Raw genomic sequence first — 17,852 nt, 5'->3', positions numbered from 1 at the left:
GTCAGGGAGGAAGTATGGTAAAATTATCCCTTAAGGAAATACAGGAACAGATTCAGGAAAAATCGGTGGATGAGGCAATTGATTATCTTTTATCCTTTGGAAATCAAGGCTCGGGAGTGGCAAAGCTCCTGGAGAGATATTACAGGCTGAAGGAAAAGCAGAGAGCCGAAGCAGAGAGGCTTGAAAAGCTGCTGTCCTTTGAAAGACAGGCCCGGGAAGAAGGGTTCAGATACATAGCGGGTGTGGATGAAGCCGGCAGGGGGCCGCTGGCAGGTCCGGTTGTTGCGGCAGCGGTGATTTTTCCGGAAGGTGTGACCATAGAAGGTGTAAATGACTCAAAGAAATTGAGTGAGGCACAAAGAGAAGCCTTGTTTGAAATAATCAAGGAAAAGGCACTTGCTTATGGCATTCAGGCCATTGATGAAAAGTGCATAGACAACATAAATATATTGAATGCTACAAAAAGCGCCATGACAGGAGCCCTTGAACAGCTAAAGCCGCAGGCTGACTGCATTCTGCTCGACGCAGTGAGGCTTGAAAACATTAAGACAAAACAAGTCCCCATAATCAAAGGTGACAGCCTGAGCTTTTCAATAGCCGCCGCATCAATTCTGGCAAAGGTGACCAGGGACAGGCTTTTAAAGGAATATGACAACATATATCCGGAATATGGATTTGCAGTACATAAAGGTTATGCAACACCCCAGCATATTTCAGCTATTAAAAAATTCGGACTTTGTCCGATACATAGATTAAGCTTTGTAAAAAACTTTACCGATTGATATATTGTGGGGTGATATGGTTTGAGAATAGACAGCTTTACTTCTGCCGCAGCAAACACGACCTATAATGGTTCTGATATAATGGGCAAATTAAAGCCGGGCGATAATGTCAGGGTTCAGATCCTTGAGAATTCAGGAAGCGAGCTGACTTTGAAATTTTCTGACGGCACGGTGGTTTCAGGTGCAGCGGCGGCGCCGGTCGAAGCAGCCGAAGGCGAATTTGTAAATCTGACCTTTAAGGGTTTTGTTGACGGCCGGCCGGCCTTTGATGTTGCTGAAAAAGCAACTCAGCCTCAAACCGATAAGGCTTTTGAAAATATCAGGAATGTACTGACTGCACTTAAACTGCCTCTTACAGAACAGAACCTGCAGATTGCCCAGGCATTGACACAGCAAAATTTACCGATTACCGAAGAGAATATGGCTAAAATGACCGGGCTGCTAAAGGCAAATGCCGGTTTAAAGCCAAATGAAGCAGCATTCCTGACAGCTTCAAAGCTGTCGGAAGATACAAACAACATAGACAAGCTGCAGAGTCTTTTGGCCGGAAGGCTGAAGCTCAGCAATGATATCTCGGAACTTGCAAAATTGGTGGATTCACGGATAAAAGGCAGCACTGATTTGCCGGCAGACGCTTCTGCCTTAAACAGGCTGGTGCAGAAAATAGCGGCTTCACTGGCCGAAAAAGGTGAACTGACTGCAAAAGCCGGGGAAGAAATCAAAAATCAGGCGGTTCAAAATAATGGCACTCCAGCTGCTGCCGGCCAAGATCAGGCCAAAGCGTCAGCCAATCCTGCTGAAAACGGCAGGGTGCCGGATGTTTCGGCAAACACACGGCCGGCTGTCGGGACGGCCGGTCAGGAAGCAGCAGGAGAAGCAGTTGTTAATAATAAGACAAACAGCGGTGAAACGGGACAAACAGCCAAGCCGGCCCAATCGGGCGCGGAAGGGGCCGGTAAAGCGGTCAATGACCAGGTAAGTTCACCGGTTAAGGCAAATACCTCAGAGATTGACACAGCCCCCAAGCCGGGAAATTTACCGGCAGAAACCGGTGATAAAGCAGACATTGCCCGCAACCCCGCCCAAACGGAAAACTCAGGCTTAAACTCAACTGCTGAAAAGCTCCTTAACATGCTAAAGGGGGAAACGCCCTCCGGCAAATCCGAACTGACCTTATTAAACGCATTTAATAAGGAACTGACTGCGCTTATGAACTCGGGAAAGTTGTCGGGTGAAGAGCTGGCGGCAGCAAAGCAGCTTGCCGGGGAGGAAAGAGTATTCGCAGCAGCTGTAAAAACCCTTGAAAGTCTGTTTGTCAGGATTGATGAAACCAGCCAGAATATTGATCCTGTCAGGCTGTATAAAGAAATGGACGCTGCCCTGCAGACTCTCAAAAGTACTTTGCAGCTGCTGCCCCAGGGGATGAGGGAAGCTGCCGGCACAATAGTGAACAATCTGGAAAGCAATGTGAATTTTATTAATCAGCTCAACAATTATAGTTCGTATGTGCAGCTTCCTTTGAGCATATTCAATCAGAATACCACCGGTGAGCTGTATATGCTGAAAAAGGGCTCCAGATCCAAAAAGCTTGACCCCTCCAATATGACTGTGCTTATATCCCTGGATAGCAATAATATCGGAAGGATAGATACTCTCCTAAGTGTTGACAGGAAAAATATAAGCACAAATTTCAGACTTGAAAACAGTGAGGTGTTTCCTGTGCTGAAGGAACACCACAAACAGCTTTACAACTCTCTGCTTGAAAAAGGCTTCAGGCTTGTGGACTTTACCTACAGGCTCATGGATGAACCCATTAATATAGTTAATTTTGAAGCAGAGGCAAAAAAGGAATTTATTAAAAGCTCCAATAACATTGATATTTCTATTTAATTCATACTTAATTATAGGCGGTGGGAATTTGCAGGACAAGGATAAAAACAGGAAAGGCATAAGGCATGCAGCAGCACTGCAGTATTCTCCCGAGACCGATGCCGCCCCGAAAGTGGTTGCCACAGGCAAGGGAATTGTAGCCGAAAAAATGATCGAAAAGGCCAAAGAGGCCGATATACCTGTATATCAGAATACTGAGCTGGCTCAAACTCTTTCGGCTCTTGGAATCGGCGACCAGATACCGCCGGAGGTTTATGACGTTGTTGCCGAAATCCTTATATTCATAGGAAGCGTGGACAAAAGCTACGGTCAGGATTACGAGGATTAGGCTTTTAAAAAGGTGTCTGAGGCAATCGGAACTGGATAAAGTGGCAGGCTGCCATAACATTAAAAGAAGGTGAGTCATATGACCGGCATAAATACCAGGAAGCTGGGTGCTGACGGTGAGGAAAAAGCAGTTCAGTACCTTCTTGAGAAAAAATATGCAATTTTAAAAACCAATTACAGAGTCGGTCGTTTGGGTGAAATAGATATAATTGCAAGAGATGCCGAATATATTTGTTTTATAGAGGTTAAGACCAGACGCACCGGCACCTGTGGTTCTCCCGGAGAGGCGGTAACAGCAGCTAAGCAGAGAAAAATACACCGGATTGCCGCCATCTATCTTTCAAATACAGGAAGTACATGCGCATGTGTACGGTTTGATGTCATTGAAATCATACTCACAAAAGATGTTAATTTCAACTCCGTTATCAAAAGTATAAACCATATAGAGAATGCATTTTAGAATTTTTTTAAAAGGAGACTGATATGCTTATTGTTGATGCCCATTGCGACACCATAACCACCATAATGAAATGCGGGGAGGGACTCCGCAAAAACAACTGCCACATTGATATAAGCAGACTAAAGAATTACGACAGCTATGTCCAGTTCTTTGCGGCGTTTATTTCCCCTGAGCATGCTAAAATGGGAGCGCTGAAGAGAACTCTGAGTATCATCGACAGGCTGTACCAGGAGATAGAAAACAATAAACAGGACATAATGTTATGCTGTAATTACAACGATATGGAAGACGCATTTGCCGGCCGAAAAATTGCAGCCGTTCTCACAATTGAGGGCGGTGAAGCACTGGAGGGAAGTTTGGCTTCTTTAAGGATGCTTTACAAAATGGGTGTAAGGGGTATGACGCTTACCTGGAATTACAGGAACCAGATAGCCGACGGAGTTATTGACGGGATATCGGGAGGGGGACTGACACCTTTTGGGCGTGACGTGATCACGGAGATGAACAGGCTTGGAATGCTGATAGATGTCTCACATATATCGGAGGCAGGTTTCTGGGATGTGATAAACCTGACTGCCGCTCCCATCATTGCATCTCATTCAAATTCAAAAAAATTGTGCAGTCATCCCAGGAACCTCACCGATGAGCAATTGCTTGCCCTGAAGAAAAACGGCGGCGTTACGGGACTGAACCTCTATCCGGTGTTCCTCAATGACGGGGGAAAAGCCTCAATAAAGGATGCGCTTTCTCACATTGAATACATTGTGGCACTTACCGGTGAGGACACTCTTGGTCTGGGTTCCGATTTTGACGGTATTGAATCCACACCTGAAGGGCTGGAAGGCGTACAATGCTATTCCAATCTCCTCAATGAGCTTCTCAAGCTGAACTATAGCGAGGGTTTGGTTAAAAAAATTGCCGGGGAAAACTTTATCAGGGTTATAAAAAGCGTACTTTGACAAATACTATAAAAAGAATGCTGCTTACCAAAGTCAATTACTATGGGCTTTCAGCCGATAGGTAATTGACTTTTTTACTTTCTTCAAAATAACTGCAGCTTAATCAGGCTATACTTGCATAATTATTCTTTTAAATTTTATTTTGTCTGCTGGTAAATAATTTTTTGAATAAAAAGATCAATAAACTTGCAAACAAGAATAATATGTATTAGAATTATTATTGGTTATATTGTTTTTGAGAGGAGAAGATAATGAATAGCTACAGTAAATTATCCAAAAATGAACTTCAAAATGAGATAGAAAAACTTGAAAAAAGATATAATGCATTTAAAGAGCAAAAGCTAAAGCTTGATATGACAAGGGGCAAACCATGCTCGGAACAGCTGGACATGTGTATGGAGATTCTTGATATTCCTTCGAGGGAACTCCGCAAGGCGGCTGACGGCACCGATACCTTCAATTATGGTGTTCTAGACGGTCTGCCGGAAGCAAAGGAACTTTTTGCAGAAATGCTTGACGTAGATAAAAGTGAAGTCATCATTGGTGGAAACTCAAGTCTGAACCTGATGTATGATGCGGTTGCAAGAGCCATGTCGCTTGGTATTCTCGGCAGTACTCCCTGGTCAAAGCTGGACAGGGTCAAATTTTTATGTCCAAGCCCCGGATATGACCGCCATTTTGCAATCTGCGAGCTGCTCGGAATTGAAATGATCACCATTGATATGAGGCAGGACGGTCCTGACATGGATACGGTGGAAAAACTTGTTTCAGAAGATGACAGTATCAAGGGCATGTGGTGTGTTCCAAAGTACAGCAATCCGGATGGAATCACCTATTCCGACAGGGTGGTCGACAGAATTGCGGCTCTAAGACCGAAAGCAAAGGATTTCAGAGTATTCTGGGATAACGCCTATTGCGTACATCATTTGTCCGACAAGCCTGATGAATTGAAAAACATACTGACTGCCTGCAAGGCCTCCGGAAATGATAACATGGTGTACGTTTTCAGCTCCACCTCAAAAATCAGTTTCCCGGGAGCCGGAATAGCAGCTATGGCAGCAAGTGTTGAGAATCTCAACGGCATCAGGAAAAGCATGACCATCCAGACCATAGGCCATGATAAAATAAACCAGCTGAGACATGTCAGATATTTTAAAAATCTTGACGGCATCAACCTGCATATGAAAAAACATGCAAGTATTTTGAAGCCTAAATTCGATATAGTTAATGAGATCCTTGAAAAAGAACTGGGAGGAAAGGAAATAGCCTCCTGGAACAAACCCAACGGTGGATATTTCATCAGCCTCAACACTCTCAACAACTGCGCCAAAGAGGTTGAAAAGCTTTCACTTGAAGCAGGAGTGGTACTTACAAAGGCCGGAGCGACCTATCCCTACGGAAAAGATCCTAAGGACAGAAATATAAGGATAGCTCCCACGCTGCCGCCTGTAGAAGAGCTTAAGAAGGCCATAGAGATATTCTGTATCAGTATACGGCTGGTTTCTGCAAAGAAATTTTTAGAAATGGCTTGAACGAATAAGGGATTAAGCATATAATTTTACATGAGTTTAGAAAGTATTCCGTATACGTTCTAATATTCATAAATGTCTAAAGCGGGATTTGTATCCCGCACTTTTTTTGGAAAGAAATAATCCGAACATTTTTAATATTTTTGATGCAAATATTCGGTTTTTGTTGTATAATATATCCGGTACGAAGGGAGATTAGAATGATGAAAAATGTTTATGAAAGTCCTTTTAATGCAAGATATGCAAGCAGCGAAATGCAGCAGATATTTTCACCAGATATGAAGTTCAGGACCTGGAGAAAGCTCTGGATAGCACTGGCTGAGGCTGAAAAGGAGCTGGGCCTGAATATTACCGATGCCCAGCTGGAACAGATGAAAAAAATGAAGGATGACATCAATTATGAAACCGCCGAACAATATGAAAAACAATTCAGGCACGATGTCATGTCCCATGTGCATGCCTACGGTGAGCAGTGTCCCGATGCCAGGGCCATCATTCATCTTGGAGCGACCTCCTGCTATGTCGGGGACAATACCGATATTATAGTCATGACCGAGGCATTGAAGCTTGTTAAAAGTAAAATGCTCATTCTTATAAAGAAACTTTCGGATTTTGCCCTGGAATACAAGGATATGCCCACGCTGGGTTTTACCCATTACCAGCCGGCCCAGCTTGTAACGGTGGGAAAAAGAGCCACACTCTGGATCCAGGAGCTCCTGATGGATATGGAAGACCTGGAGCATGCAATTGAAAATATGAAGCTGCTGGGTTCAAAGGGAACAACCGGAACTCAGGCAAGCTTTTTGAACCTGTTTGACGGTGACCATGAAAAAGTTAAAAAGCTTGAACGGCTCATCGCCGACAAAATAGGTTTTAAAGCAGTTTTTGCCGTGTCTGGCCAAACCTATCCCAGAAAGCTGGACAGCAGGGTTTTAAATGTTCTCAGCGGGATAGCACAGAGCGCATATAAATTCAGCAACGATATGAGACTTCTCCAGAGCATGAAGGAAATGGAGGAACCTTTTGAGGAAAAGCAGATAGGTTCATCTGCAATGGCTTATAAAAGGAACCCCATGAGATGTGAGAGAATTTCCTCCCTGGCAAGATATGTTATCGTGGATGCATTGAATCCTGCAATAACCGCTTCCACACAATGGTTTGAAAGAACCCTGGATGACTCCGCAAACAAGAGAATTTCAGTGCCCGAAGCCTTCCTTGCCATTGATGCCATCCTTAACATATATATAAATGTGGCAGGCGGCCTGGTAGTTTACCCTAAGGTCATACTGAAACATGTTATGGATGAGCTGCCCTTCATGGCCACCGAAAACATAATGATGGAGGCTGTAAAACACGGGGGAGACAGGCAGGAGCTCCACGAACAGATCAGAATGCACTCAATGGAGGCCGGCAAGCGTGTTAAAGTGGATGGCGAGTCCAATGACCTTATTGAGAGAATTGCTGCTGATCCGCTGTTCGGAATGTCTCTGGAAGCACTTAAAGCCGTACTCGAGCCAAAGAACTACATCGGCAGAAGCCCCGAGCAGGTTGTGGAATTCATTGAGGATGAAGTCAGGCCGGTGCTTGCCGGCAGTGAACTGGCCGACATAAAGGTTGAATTGAAGGTATAGATTCGGAGACCTATTGATGTTGGATTCAAGTTTGATATAATAAAAGATAGGATGTCAATACATCATCCCATCTTTTATTTTTTTGTTAGGATTTAATTACACAAGAGAAAAGTATACAGGGTTTAACTTTGATTAAACCGGAATGGAGAGTTACATATGATAAACAAGTTCAGCAGCATCCCACTGTATCTGCAGCTTAAGGACATGATAATAAAAAAGATCGAAAGCAATGAATATGCCCCCAGCACCCAGATTCCCTCCGAGCAGGACCTCTGCCAGCTGTATGATATCAGCAGGCCTACGGTGAGACAGGCCATAACCGAGCTGACAAACAGCGGTTATCTATACAAGGAAAAGGGAAAAGGAACTTTTGTTTATGGACGCAAGAATGTTATAGATATCAAAAACTATACCGGATTCACAGATTCCATTCTTGACTGCCAGGCTCCCGCCGGGAAAAATATAATAGACATATCCGTAGTAGAGAGTTCGTCAATTGACATACTTAACCGCATTTTTAACTATAACAGCAGTATGCCGGTAACCGTAATCACTTATTTATCATTTATAAATAATCAGGCCAATGAAGTTTATTTGCTGAATAAGTCCTATATTCCCGTAAATCTGTTTCCGGATATTGTCAACCAGCTTAAAGACGGGAAATCCTCAATTGACATTCTGAGAGGAAAATATCCTCTTATTCCTGAAAAAAGCAAGAGTATTCTGGAAATAGTATTTGCCGATAACAACGATTCGCCTTTGCTGAGGGTCCAACCCGGCCAGCCCCTCATAAAGCTTCAGAATACCCTGTTTTCAAAGAGCGGACAGGCAGTGGAGTATATAATTTCCAAGTACAGGGCCGATAATTGCAGATTGATGTTTGAAAACAGCAAACAGTAAGAAAGGACAGAATGCAGTGGAAATGTCAATAATTAAACTGTATTTAAGAAAATATTAATTAAAATGTATTTGAATCCAGTGTACCAATAGTGTTAAAATTAGATGCTGTTGATTTGGAAAAAATGTTTTTATTGCATAAAGTTAATTTCAACTTCGTACTGAGCATAACAGGAGGAAAGGTGAGCAGGTATCATATGAAAAACGGAAGAAAATATAAAAAAAGAAGAGCACTGGTTGTTGCTGCAACGGTTTTATCTATAGTTGCAGTTGTTATGGCAGTATATTTGTTTTTAAACAGGGATAATGTAACAGGAGCATCAAAAGCCGGAGATTCAACCCATACCGGCAGCAGTCAGACTGCTGTGACACAAACCGGGCCGGGCACTGCTGCAAACTCTGCCGCAACAAATTCCGGTTCTGCAGGTTCGACCGGGCAGCCATCGGATAGTACGGCCAATGGATCGAATTCCGACCTTAATGGTGTTACTACCCAGGCACACGGGTATTTGCCAAAAATCGGCACGGCGGCAAAAAGCGGCAGGATGGACGAACTGAAAAAAATTATTACCGACTATACCTCCAAGCTTTCAGGCAGGTACGGCGTAACCTATATTGATCTGGCTACGGGTGAAATGGTTAATGTCAGCGACCAGGTTGAGTATATTGCGGCAAGTACCTCCAAGCTCCCAATTAATATGGTTCTTTTCAAGGACATTGAGGCAGGCAAGGTATCCCTTGAGGACAAGCTCGTGTATAAGGAGGAGGATCTGGAGTACGGTACCGGAATCATACAAAATTCACCATATGGGACCGAATACACTGTCCGTGAGACTTCAAAGCTCGCTATCCGCAAGAGTGATAACTGCGGTGTCAACATGATTATCCGTCAGGTAGGCATAGAAAATGTCCGCAAGTATCTGACCGACCTTGGAGGAAAGGTTTATTACGGCAAGACCCACCGTTCCTGTCCCTATGACATGGCTCTTGTAGCCAGGGATCTGTACAGTCATTACCTGGACAATGAAGCTGTTTATGGGGAGCTGATAAACAATCTTGAAAACACCGACTGGAATGACAGAATCAGCGCAAAGCTGACAGGTGTGAAAGTTGCACATAAAATCGGAAATCAGACCAAAACAGCCAATGATGTGGGTATAGTATTCGGAAAGCACCCGTATGTTCTTTCTGTAATGACCGAAGATGTGGATTTCGGAACAGCCTGCAACAATATAGCCGCACTTTCCAAAAAGATATTTGACTTTGAAGAGGCATATGCAGCAGAGACACCTGTACAGGCAAAATAATAAATTAACTTTAAATAAAATATTGGAAACCGGTTATCCTATTTTTATGGATAAATTATTTGCAGCTCATTTATAAATTTGTTTTATTTATGGGCTGTTTTTATTCATGTTCAGACATATTATAAAAAGAAGGGTATAATTAATTGAATATCGGTTGTAATTAAACAAGGGAGGAAGCTATTTTTAATGGAGGATTTTATTCTTAACTCTATACACAGCATTATCAACGGAAATCCAGTAGTTACATATATTTTCTTCTTAGTTTCAGGTATACTCCAATTGGTTTTTCCTCCGTATCCATCAGATGTTATTATAGTTTTTGAAGGATATCTGACGACAATTGGGCCCAATTTCCATTTTCTTATGGTTTTATTTGTATCTGTAATGGGAAGTCTTATAGGTTCTATCCTGGTATACTGGTTCGGATATAAAAAGGGTGATGAAGTACTCAAATACAAGCTTGTATTGAAATATATCGATGAAAAACATATCAAACGGTCTGAAAAAGTATTCCATAAGTATGGCAAGTATGGTTTGATTCTGAGCAAATTCATTCCGGGTACCAGTTCAATCATGGTTTTGTTTTCAGGAGTATTTAAGGTAAAGAAAAGAATATATTTTACTTATATTTTGTTTTCAATTGTTTTGCAGCAGGTCATTTATCTTTTGATCGGACGTGTAATAGGTAAAAACATCCAGCAGGTCAAACGTTTCCTGTCTGTGTTCAATATGGCTTCGGTGGCCATTATTGCCGTTATAGCAATAATAGGCTATATTATCTACAAATCCCGTAAATCCAGGAAAAAGCAGTCCGATTCGTCGGAGTTATAAACATTTGTATATGGAAAATATTTACTTAAATTTGTGTTTACAAGTCCAATTATGAGGTATCATTATAGTATTACTGTTAATATACGGATTTACACTATTTTGGCAAAAGGAGAAATGGAAATGTTTTGCTGATTAAGGGGGGATTTGTATGGCAATAAAGGTTTATTCCACACCGACCTGTAAATGGTGCAATGTACTTAAGGAACACCTGGATTCCAACAACATAAAGTACGTGGACGTTGACGTTTCAAAGGACACCAAAGGGGCTTTGGAAATGATAAAAAAGTCAGGTCAGCGGGCTGTCCCGGTAATTGACATCGATGGTAACATAATTGTAGGTTATGATAAGGAATATATAGACAAGCTTCTTGACGCTTCTTAAAACATCTTGAGAATTAAAAGCATAAATAAAAGCAGTATCCAATGAGCCGGCTCAAGGACACTGCTTTTATTTTATACCTGGAAACTGATTGGGATCAATACAATACCTACTTTAGAGGTTTTGTAAACATTTGAGTCCAATACTTGACGCCGGTGCTTGTTTTAGCAAGACCGACACCGATATTTGTGTAGGTGGAGCTCAGAATATTTGCTCTATGTCCCGGTGAATTCATCCAGCCGTTCATAACCTCAGCAGGTGTTTTCTGTCCATAGGCGATATTTTCGCCTGCTGTTGAGAACCTGATACCGAAGGATTCCATCATTTTAAAAGGAGATCCGTAGGTTGGTGAGGTATGGGAGAAATAGTGCTTGTTAACCATGTCCTGACTCTTTAATCTGGCTACCTTTGATATCTGCGCATTTAAAGTTAGAGTCTGCAGGCCTCTTTTGGATCTTTCCACATTAACAAGCCTTGCAACTTCCTTTTCATAATCGGAGATACTGCCTTGGTCAGGTATTGTCAGCTTTTGTCCCGGCTTAACGGCATTGGAATTTTTAAGCTGTGGATTACAGGATTTTAACCTGCTTATGGTGGTATCGTGCTTGGCAGCTATTCCGGACAAGGTGTCACCGCGCTTGCAAGTATAGGTTTGAGCAAAAACTCCTACTGTCAGCAAGCTGAAAACCAATGTTGCTATAATCAATATTTTTTTCAAAATTATATCACCTCAATGACTATTATTTGTGTTTGTTGCAATAATATGACCAACAAATTTTTAAAAAAATTGAAATATTATGCATTAAAAGCATTTGTTAAGAAGTTCTTTACAATTAATTAACATTATTTTAATTGACAAAATCACACTTAACATATTACAATCTTGATACAGTGGCCAAACAGCTTATTTTTAAACACTTCTATAAGTATCTTTTTTGATTTACTGCTTTTATTTTAATAGTATTTTAATAGATGGATACATTTTGGATATACTTATAAAACACGGAGGAAGAATGGACATAATCTACACGCTGCTTGACTTCATAATTAATTTGGATAAACATCTGACAGAATTGATAAACAATTTTGGAGGGTTCACATATGTAATTTTATTTTTGATTATTTTTTGCGAGACAGGCCTGTTTATGGCTCCCTTTCTGCCGGGTGATTCTCTGATTTTCGTAGTTGGTGCCCTATCGGCATCAGGGACCATGAATATATGGTTGATAACCGGTGTTCTGATTGCGGCGGCTGTCATAGGTGACACGGTGAATTACCACATTGGCAAGTTCCTGGGGCCCAGGATTTTTAAAAAGCAAAATGTCAGATTCTTAAATAGAAAACATTTGGATAAAGCTCATGAATTCTACCGTAAGCATGGAGGGAAAACCGTTATTATGGCAAGGTTTATCCCTGTTATACGGACTTTTGCACCCTTTGTTGCGGGAATGGGCAGTATGTCCTACGGCAGATTCATACTTTACAATATAGCAGGCGGAGTAGCATGGGTATCCATCTGCGTGGCTTCAGGCTACTTTTTTGGGAACATTCCGGTAGTGAGTGAGAATTTCACATTGGTTATACTTGCTATAATAGGTATTTCCCTATTGCCGGTTGTTATTACGTGGCTGGCAAACAGAAGAAACAAATCCTAAAATATAACTGGCTGAACTAATTGTATTAAAGCAGCAAACAGAGGGAGTAACGGTCTGTAACAACGACAGAGGATTAACCGTCATTACGGCAATTTGCCCGGTATATCCACAATTCGTGAGACTCTGAGACAAAACCATCAGGTTTTGTCTCAGAGTCTTTTTATATAAATAAAAAAACTGGAGGTACATGTATGTCAACAAAAAAAGCCCTGATTTGGGTGGCGTTCTGGATCGGTTTGGCACTGGTATTTAATACGGGAGTTTATTTCTTCATGGGACAGGAAAAGGCTCTGGAGTTCATGGGAGGCTTTGTAATTGAGAAAAGCCTGAGCATTGATAACCTATTCCTTTTTATTATGGTTTTCAGCAGTTTCGGAATAAAACCGGAATATCAAAGGCGGGTACTGAATTACGGAATTGCCGGAGCTCTCGTTTTAAGGCTGATATTTGTGCTGTTGGGAGTAACAATTATTAATAAGTTCCATTGGATGCTCTACATATTCGGAGCCATCCTTATTTTCAGCGGTATCAAAATGATGTTCGGACATGAGGATAACAATGTCAAGGACAGCAGGATACTAAAGGTTATTGGCAGGCTTATTCCGGTCAGTGACAGTCTGGAGGGCGACAGATTTTTTGTGAGAAAAAACAAAGTATTATACGCTACACCTCTGCTGGCAGTTCTTATTGTCATTGAGTTCACAGACATAATATTTGCAGTGGACTCCATACCGGCTATTTTTTCAATAACACTTGATCCGTTTATAGTTTATACATCAAATATATTTGCAATCTTGGGGCTTAGAAGCATGTACTTCGTACTGGGAAATCTTCATGAAAAATTCAAATATGTGAAGTATGGTGTAGCCCTGATTCTCACGTTTACCGGTCTTAAGCTGGCACTGTTAATGTTCAGTGTACACATACCCGTTGGACTTTCCCTGGCTGTGATTATTTCTATTTTAACCGTTAGCATTGTGGCATCGGTGATGATTAGCCGAAAAACGGGAAAGGCATAGAGTTAATAAAACCTCTGCTATGTAATTTAGTATAAAAGTTTGTAACAAATATTTATAAGTTGACATAAAATATACAGAGGTGATATTAACCCGGCGTTTTTCAGGGAGAACCTCAGTCAGTAAGGATTAAAAATCCTTGGAATAAAGTCAACTTAAATCTTTGGCCAGATCTATTCAAAGTTTGCGGATCTGGTTTTTTGTTACAATTTATGTTAACTATTCATATAATATTATGGCACTATTTTGGGCAAGGAGCGATATGTATGAGAAGACATGGCAGAAAAAGGCCGCATACGCAAGTCAATAATTCAACATTTAAAGATAAAAACAAGGCTCCTGATATGCATGCTAACAATGATAAGATACTTAAGGAGCTTATTCTGCAATATTATGAGGAAGAAACGAGAAAACATAAGAAGAAATGTAAAAATCAAAAATTAACCTTATGGGAGGGGCTCATTTTATTATTGCTGTTAAAGGAAAAGGGCATCCTGGATGAATTGCTTGAAACCGATGAATTTGATGGATTTCATGAAAATGAATATGAAGAATTTAACATAAACTCAAAACATAAATCAAATAAAGAGAAGGAATATAATGTAAAAGAGAAATCCTATAAGGATATAAAAGAGAAATCCCTTAAAGATGAGAAAGAAAAATCCTTTGATGCTGTAAAAGAACATTATGATGGCTTCGAGGATAGTGAGATCCTTGGTGTAAAACACAGCAGTAAGAAGGAGCATTTTGATTTCGATTATTTTGCAGAAGACTGAGCTTGATATAATTTAAACTTCTTTAGAATTTACCTTAAATTAAGGAGGCTTTAATGAATTATTAATATTAAGGTATTATTCTATAATTGTAAAGAAAAAACAGCTGGATCAAGAAAGGAATTATATATGTATCTAATTGATTACCACACGCATTCGGATAATTCAAGTGATGGAAAGAACAAAATATATGATATGTGCGTAAAAGCTATTGATTCAGGTTTAAAAGAAATTGCCGTAACTGACCATTTCGAGCCTTCTTTAGGAAATGAAAAATATCCATTTTATGATGCCGACAGGTATTTTGAGGAGATTTCAAGTGCTGAGTCGGTTTTTGCGAAAGATATTAAACTAAAAAGAGGAGTTGAACTTGGACAACCGCACATATATCCGGAATATTCCGAAAAATTGCTTGAAGCACACAAGTATGACTATGTTCTGGCTTCAGCCCATAAAATGAGCGATAACCTGGATTTTGGGGAAATAACGTACAATGAACATAATACACCATACTATTGCATCAGATATCTTGAAGAACTAAAGGCATTGGTCAGCTGGAATAAATTTGACTGCGTAGGCCACCTGGATCTTATCAAAAGGTATACCTCCATTTATAAAATCAAGGCCAATTTAATTGATTACAGAGACAGACTTGAAGAAATTCTGAGAAAAATCATTCAGAACGGTAAAGGAATTGAAGTGAATACATCAGGCTTGAGACAGTTTGCAAAAGCCTGTTTGCCCGACCTTGACATAGTGAGCCTGTACAGGCAGCTGGGGGGAGAGATAATTACGGTAGGCTCTGATGCGCATACTGCAGAGGATGTGGGAAAAGGTATCAGGGAAGGAATCGAAATGATTGAGCAGGCAGGATTTGATTATATAACCGTTTATGTAAACAGGCAGCCCTCTATGATAAAAATATCCCGGAAAGCTTCTATTGGTGGTTACAACAAGCAATACGCCTGATGTATTTTCACAGAGCAGGCGGTTTACCATGTAATTAAAAAAATATGGACAGGGGCGGTAACTAATGAAGAAATTGAAGAAGACTTTTGTTCTGGATACTAACGTTTTATTGCATACTCCGTATGCACTATATTCATTTGCCGATAATAACATTGTTATACCCGAGGTGGTACTGGAGGAACTGGACAAATTTAAAAAGGACAATACCGAGCTTGGAGCAAATGCAAGGCATGTAGCAAGGCTTATTGACGGACTCAGGGAAAAAGGAAATCTGAACAAGGGTGTCAAGCTCGATAACGGAGGTCTCCTGCGTATAGAGATGAATTTTCACGAGGTAAAGCTTCCCGAGAGCTGGATAGGCAGTGTGAACGATAACAGGATACTGAAAGTATGCAAGGGCTTAAAGGAAAATGGAGAAAAAGTATTTCTGATTACAAAAGATTTTTTTGCCAGAATCAAAGCCGATGTTCTGGGAATTGCCGCACAGGATTTTTTTGCAGAACAGGTGCCTGTGTACGATGAGCAGTACAGAGGGCGTGTGGAAGCTTATACTACCGAGAAGAAACTGAATGATTTTTACAAGAACTCAAAGCTTTTAGCAGAGGATCTGTTTTATTTCCCTAATAATTCGGACAAAAAGGAAAAAGTCGAACTTTTTGCAAACCAGTTCCTGATAATCCACTCTGTCAAAAATGAAAAACATACTGCTCTGGCACGGTTTGACGGCAAGGAGGTCGTTCCTCTCAACTTCATGCATGAGCACCCCTTTGGTGTATCTCCCAGAAATGCGGGACAAAAATTTATACAGGAAGCTTTGATGCTGGATGCCGAAAAAGCACCACTTGTCATAATAAAGGGCTCGGCCGGCACTGCAAAAACGTTTTATTCACTTGCTGTAGGCCTTCATAAAATGGTTGCCGAGAACAACAAGTCCTACCGGAAGATACTGGTATGCCGGCCCAATGTGAAATTCGATGAGGATATAGGCTTTTTGCCAGGCACCGAGCAGGAAAAGATAGCTCCCTTTCTCCGGCCTGTAATAGACAATCTGGAGGTGTTGATTGACAATGACGAAAACGAACGGTATAAAAGTGAAAAGGAATTGAAGGATAAAATAGATGAACTTTTTGACCGGAAGATAATCAATACCGAGGCTATTGCCTTTATAAGAGGCAGGTCTATCGTAAAACAGTGGATAATCATCGATGAAGCACAAAATCTGACTCCGAAGCAAGTAAAAGGGATTATTACACGTGCCGGAAGGGGCACAAAAATCATATTGATAGGTGACCCCGAGCAGATAGACCATCCTTTTCTCGATATAAGGACAAACGGACTGAGTTATGCAGCTGAAAAAATGAAGGGAAGTCCCCTGTGTTACCAGATTACTCTTACCGATGAAGAATGTGAACGCTCGGAGCTTGCCTATGAAGCGGCAAAGAGAATGTAAAATCTGAATATTGTATTGACAAGCCATCAATTAATATATTATCATTGAACATGTTAAAAGGGAGTAGTTTTTAATACAAAGTCAACATACTGGCGTAAATGCCTGGCTTTGTAACCGATTGGGTAACGAGACTTTTGACATAACCTTTTCTAGAGGGGTTATGTTAAAAGTCTTTTTTAATATATTTTTTTATTATGTAGAAACCGAGAGGGTGTAAAAATGTATTCTAATTTAATTGCATTCCTGTTTTCAACCGGGACAGTTGTCCTGGCTGAAATGGGGGATAAGACGCAACTGCTGGCAATGGCGTTTGCCACCAGGTACAAAGCGGCAAAAGTATTGGCAGGCGTATTTATAGCTACCGTTTTAAACCATGCGTTAGCTGTTGCAGTAGGTAATTTTATAACCCGTTTTGAAGCGGCTCAAATCTGGATACAGGCAATTGCTTCATTATCCTTCATATTTTTTGGATTGTGGACAATCAGAGGTGACAGACTGGAGGGCGAGGAGAACAGGACAACAAAATTTGGAGCGGTAGTGACGGTTGCAATAGCATTTTTTATTGCCGAAATGGGTGATAAAACCCAGCTGGCCACTATTGCCCTTGCAGCAAAGTTCCCTGCCAGCCCCATTGGGATTTTGACAGGAACCACCACCGGAATGTTAATTGCGGATGGGATCGGCATTATAGTCGGGGTGGTCATGTGCAGGAAAATACCTGAGAGAACTATTAAACTTATATCGGCCGGAGTATTTATTTTCTTTGGTTTGATAGGCAGTTACCAGGTGGCCGGTGATATGCTTCAGCTTCCGCTTTGGGCCATTATTGTCTGTATGATTTCAATTATCATTGTTACAGGTATAGCTGCATATTTATTAATAAAGAACAATAAAGTTGTTGAAGAACAAAACAGGATTGTGGGCCAATACTGCAAGGTAAAACTTCAAAAGCCGGATGCAGCAAAAAAATAGCTCTTAAAAAAATTGCCGGACATAT

The 17,852-nt window shown here is 41.0% G+C and carries 18 protein-coding genes; 17 read left to right on the top strand and 1 reads right to left on the bottom strand.

All coding sequences use genetic code 11. The annotated features are described in order from the left end of the window. The first annotated feature begins 14 nt into the window (after positions 1–14). The 11 genes from CTER_RS15780 to CTER_RS15730 all read left to right on the top strand — a co-directional run bounded on the left by CTER_RS15780 (position 15) and on the right by CTER_RS15730 (position 10,995). On the top strand, positions 15–782 hold the full coding sequence (locus CTER_RS15780; RefSeq protein ID WP_004627074.1) for a ribonuclease HII: 768 nt from the start codon (positions 15–17) through the stop codon (positions 780–782). A gap of 21 nt (positions 783–803) precedes the next feature. Continuing rightward, a complete protein-coding gene (fliK, locus tag CTER_RS15775) occupies positions 804–2,672 on the top strand; it encodes a flagellar hook-length control protein FliK (RefSeq protein ID WP_004627151.1) in 1,869 nt (622 codons plus the stop codon). Positions 2,673–2,700: 28 nt separating this feature from the next. Further along, a complete protein-coding gene (locus CTER_RS15770) occupies positions 2,701–3,000 on the top strand; it encodes an EscU/YscU/HrcU family type III secretion system export apparatus switch protein (RefSeq protein WP_004627073.1) in 300 nt (99 codons plus the stop codon). A 78-nt stretch (positions 3,001–3,078) separates the two neighbouring features. Continuing rightward, positions 3,079–3,459, top strand: coding sequence for a YraN family protein (locus CTER_RS15765; protein WP_004627038.1), 381 nt, complete (start codon positions 3,079–3,081; stop codon positions 3,457–3,459). A gap of 23 nt (positions 3,460–3,482) precedes the next feature. Further along, complete coding sequence (locus CTER_RS15760; RefSeq protein WP_004627053.1) at positions 3,483–4,418, top strand: dipeptidase; 936 nt, start codon at positions 3,483–3,485, stop codon at positions 4,416–4,418. A 251-nt stretch (positions 4,419–4,669) separates the two neighbouring features. Then, positions 4,670–5,950: an aspartate aminotransferase type Ic gene (locus tag CTER_RS15755; RefSeq protein ID WP_004627166.1), complete on the top strand. Its 1,281-nt coding sequence runs from the start codon at positions 4,670–4,672 to the stop codon at positions 5,948–5,950. 200 nt (positions 5,951–6,150) lie between these two features. Then, positions 6,151–7,578, top strand: a complete 1,428-nt coding sequence (purB, locus tag CTER_RS15750) for an adenylosuccinate lyase (RefSeq protein WP_040761364.1) — start codon at positions 6,151–6,153, stop codon at positions 7,576–7,578. A 156-nt stretch (positions 7,579–7,734) separates the two neighbouring features. After that, the gene (locus CTER_RS15745) at positions 7,735–8,478 is read left to right on the top strand and encodes a GntR family transcriptional regulator (protein ID WP_004627115.1); all 744 of its coding nucleotides are present in this window, start codon (positions 7,735–7,737) and stop codon (positions 8,476–8,478) included. Between the two features lie 194 nt (positions 8,479–8,672). Next, a complete protein-coding gene (locus tag CTER_RS15740; RefSeq protein ID WP_004627071.1) occupies positions 8,673–9,782 on the top strand; it encodes a serine hydrolase in 1,110 nt (369 codons plus the stop codon). A gap of 186 nt (positions 9,783–9,968) precedes the next feature. Next, complete coding sequence (locus CTER_RS15735; RefSeq protein WP_004627085.1) at positions 9,969–10,613, top strand: DedA family protein; 645 nt, start codon at positions 9,969–9,971, stop codon at positions 10,611–10,613. Between the two features lie 148 nt (positions 10,614–10,761). Next, positions 10,762–10,995, top strand: coding sequence for a glutaredoxin domain-containing protein (locus CTER_RS15730; RefSeq protein ID WP_004627165.1), 234 nt, complete (start codon positions 10,762–10,764; stop codon positions 10,993–10,995). 106 nt (positions 10,996–11,101) lie between these two features. Here the strand turns inward: CTER_RS15730 and CTER_RS15725 are convergent, their stop codons facing one another. Then, positions 11,102–11,710 (bottom strand): CAP domain-containing protein, encoded by a 609-nt coding sequence (locus tag CTER_RS15725; protein WP_004627158.1) that lies wholly within the window; start codon positions 11,708–11,710, stop codon positions 11,102–11,104. Positions 11,711–12,005: 295 nt separating this feature from the next. On the opposite strand from CTER_RS15725, the gene CTER_RS15720 reads away from it, so the two are divergent. The 6 genes from CTER_RS15720 (at position 12,006) to CTER_RS15695 (ending at position 17,827) form a co-directional block, all read left to right on the top strand. Continuing rightward, positions 12,006–12,647: a DedA family protein gene (locus tag CTER_RS15720; protein ID WP_004627101.1), complete on the top strand. Its 642-nt coding sequence runs from the start codon at positions 12,006–12,008 to the stop codon at positions 12,645–12,647. Positions 12,648–12,838: 191 nt separating this feature from the next. After that, entirely contained in the window at positions 12,839–13,666 is an 828-nt protein-coding gene (locus CTER_RS15715; RefSeq protein WP_004627106.1) for a TerC family protein, read from the top strand. Between the two features lie 263 nt (positions 13,667–13,929). Then, positions 13,930–14,439, top strand: coding sequence for a hypothetical protein (locus tag CTER_RS15710; RefSeq protein ID WP_004627121.1), 510 nt, complete (start codon positions 13,930–13,932; stop codon positions 14,437–14,439). Positions 14,440–14,565: 126 nt separating this feature from the next. Then, on the top strand, positions 14,566–15,405 hold the full coding sequence (locus tag CTER_RS15705; RefSeq protein WP_004627084.1) for a histidinol-phosphatase HisJ family protein: 840 nt from the start codon (positions 14,566–14,568) through the stop codon (positions 15,403–15,405). Between the two features lie 73 nt (positions 15,406–15,478). Then, positions 15,479–16,855, top strand: coding sequence for a PhoH family protein (locus CTER_RS15700; protein WP_040761360.1), 1,377 nt, complete (start codon positions 15,479–15,481; stop codon positions 16,853–16,855). A gap of 219 nt (positions 16,856–17,074) precedes the next feature. Next, positions 17,075–17,827, top strand: a complete 753-nt coding sequence (locus CTER_RS15695; RefSeq protein WP_004627137.1) for a TMEM165/GDT1 family protein — start codon at positions 17,075–17,077, stop codon at positions 17,825–17,827. Positions 17,828–17,852: the final 25 nt, after the last annotated feature.

This window comes from Ruminiclostridium cellobioparum subsp. termitidis CT1112, assembly GCF_000350485.1.
In the GTDB taxonomy this organism is placed as follows: domain Bacteria; phylum Bacillota; class Clostridia; order Acetivibrionales; family DSM-1351; genus Ruminiclostridium; species Ruminiclostridium termitidis.
This window is presented reverse-complemented; position numbering and strand designations above follow the sequence as displayed.

Bases quoted from the DNA above. Each gene is read 5' to 3' on its own strand.
- CTER_RS15695 (WP_004627137.1), top strand. From the start codon at position 17,075: ATGTATTCTAATTTAATTGCATTCCTGTTTTCAACCGGGACAGTTGTC.
- CTER_RS15715 (WP_004627106.1), top strand. From the start codon at position 12,839: ATGTCAACAAAAAAAGCCCTGATTTGGGTGGCGTTCTGGATCGGTTTG.
- CTER_RS15730 (WP_004627165.1), top strand. From the start codon at position 10,762: ATGGCAATAAAGGTTTATTCCACACCGACCTGTAAATGGTGCAATGTA.
- CTER_RS15780 (WP_004627074.1), top strand. From the start codon at position 15: ATGGTAAAATTATCCCTTAAGGAAATACAGGAACAGATTCAGGAAAAA.
- purB (WP_040761364.1), top strand. From the start codon at position 6,151: ATGAAAAATGTTTATGAAAGTCCTTTTAATGCAAGATATGCAAGCAGC.
- CTER_RS15740 (WP_004627071.1), top strand. From the start codon at position 8,673: ATGAAAAACGGAAGAAAATATAAAAAAAGAAGAGCACTGGTTGTTGCT.
- CTER_RS15735 (WP_004627085.1), top strand. From the start codon at position 9,969: ATGGAGGATTTTATTCTTAACTCTATACACAGCATTATCAACGGAAAT.
- CTER_RS15720 (WP_004627101.1), top strand. From the start codon at position 12,006: ATGGACATAATCTACACGCTGCTTGACTTCATAATTAATTTGGATAAA.
- CTER_RS15755 (WP_004627166.1), top strand. From the start codon at position 4,670: ATGAATAGCTACAGTAAATTATCCAAAAATGAACTTCAAAATGAGATA.
- CTER_RS15760 (WP_004627053.1), top strand. From the start codon at position 3,483: ATGCTTATTGTTGATGCCCATTGCGACACCATAACCACCATAATGAAA.
- CTER_RS15745 (WP_004627115.1), top strand. From the start codon at position 7,735: ATGATAAACAAGTTCAGCAGCATCCCACTGTATCTGCAGCTTAAGGAC.
- CTER_RS15705 (WP_004627084.1), top strand. From the start codon at position 14,566: ATGTATCTAATTGATTACCACACGCATTCGGATAATTCAAGTGATGGA.
- CTER_RS15765 (WP_004627038.1), top strand. From the start codon at position 3,079: ATGACCGGCATAAATACCAGGAAGCTGGGTGCTGACGGTGAGGAAAAA.
- CTER_RS15710 (WP_004627121.1), top strand. From the start codon at position 13,930: ATGAGAAGACATGGCAGAAAAAGGCCGCATACGCAAGTCAATAATTCA.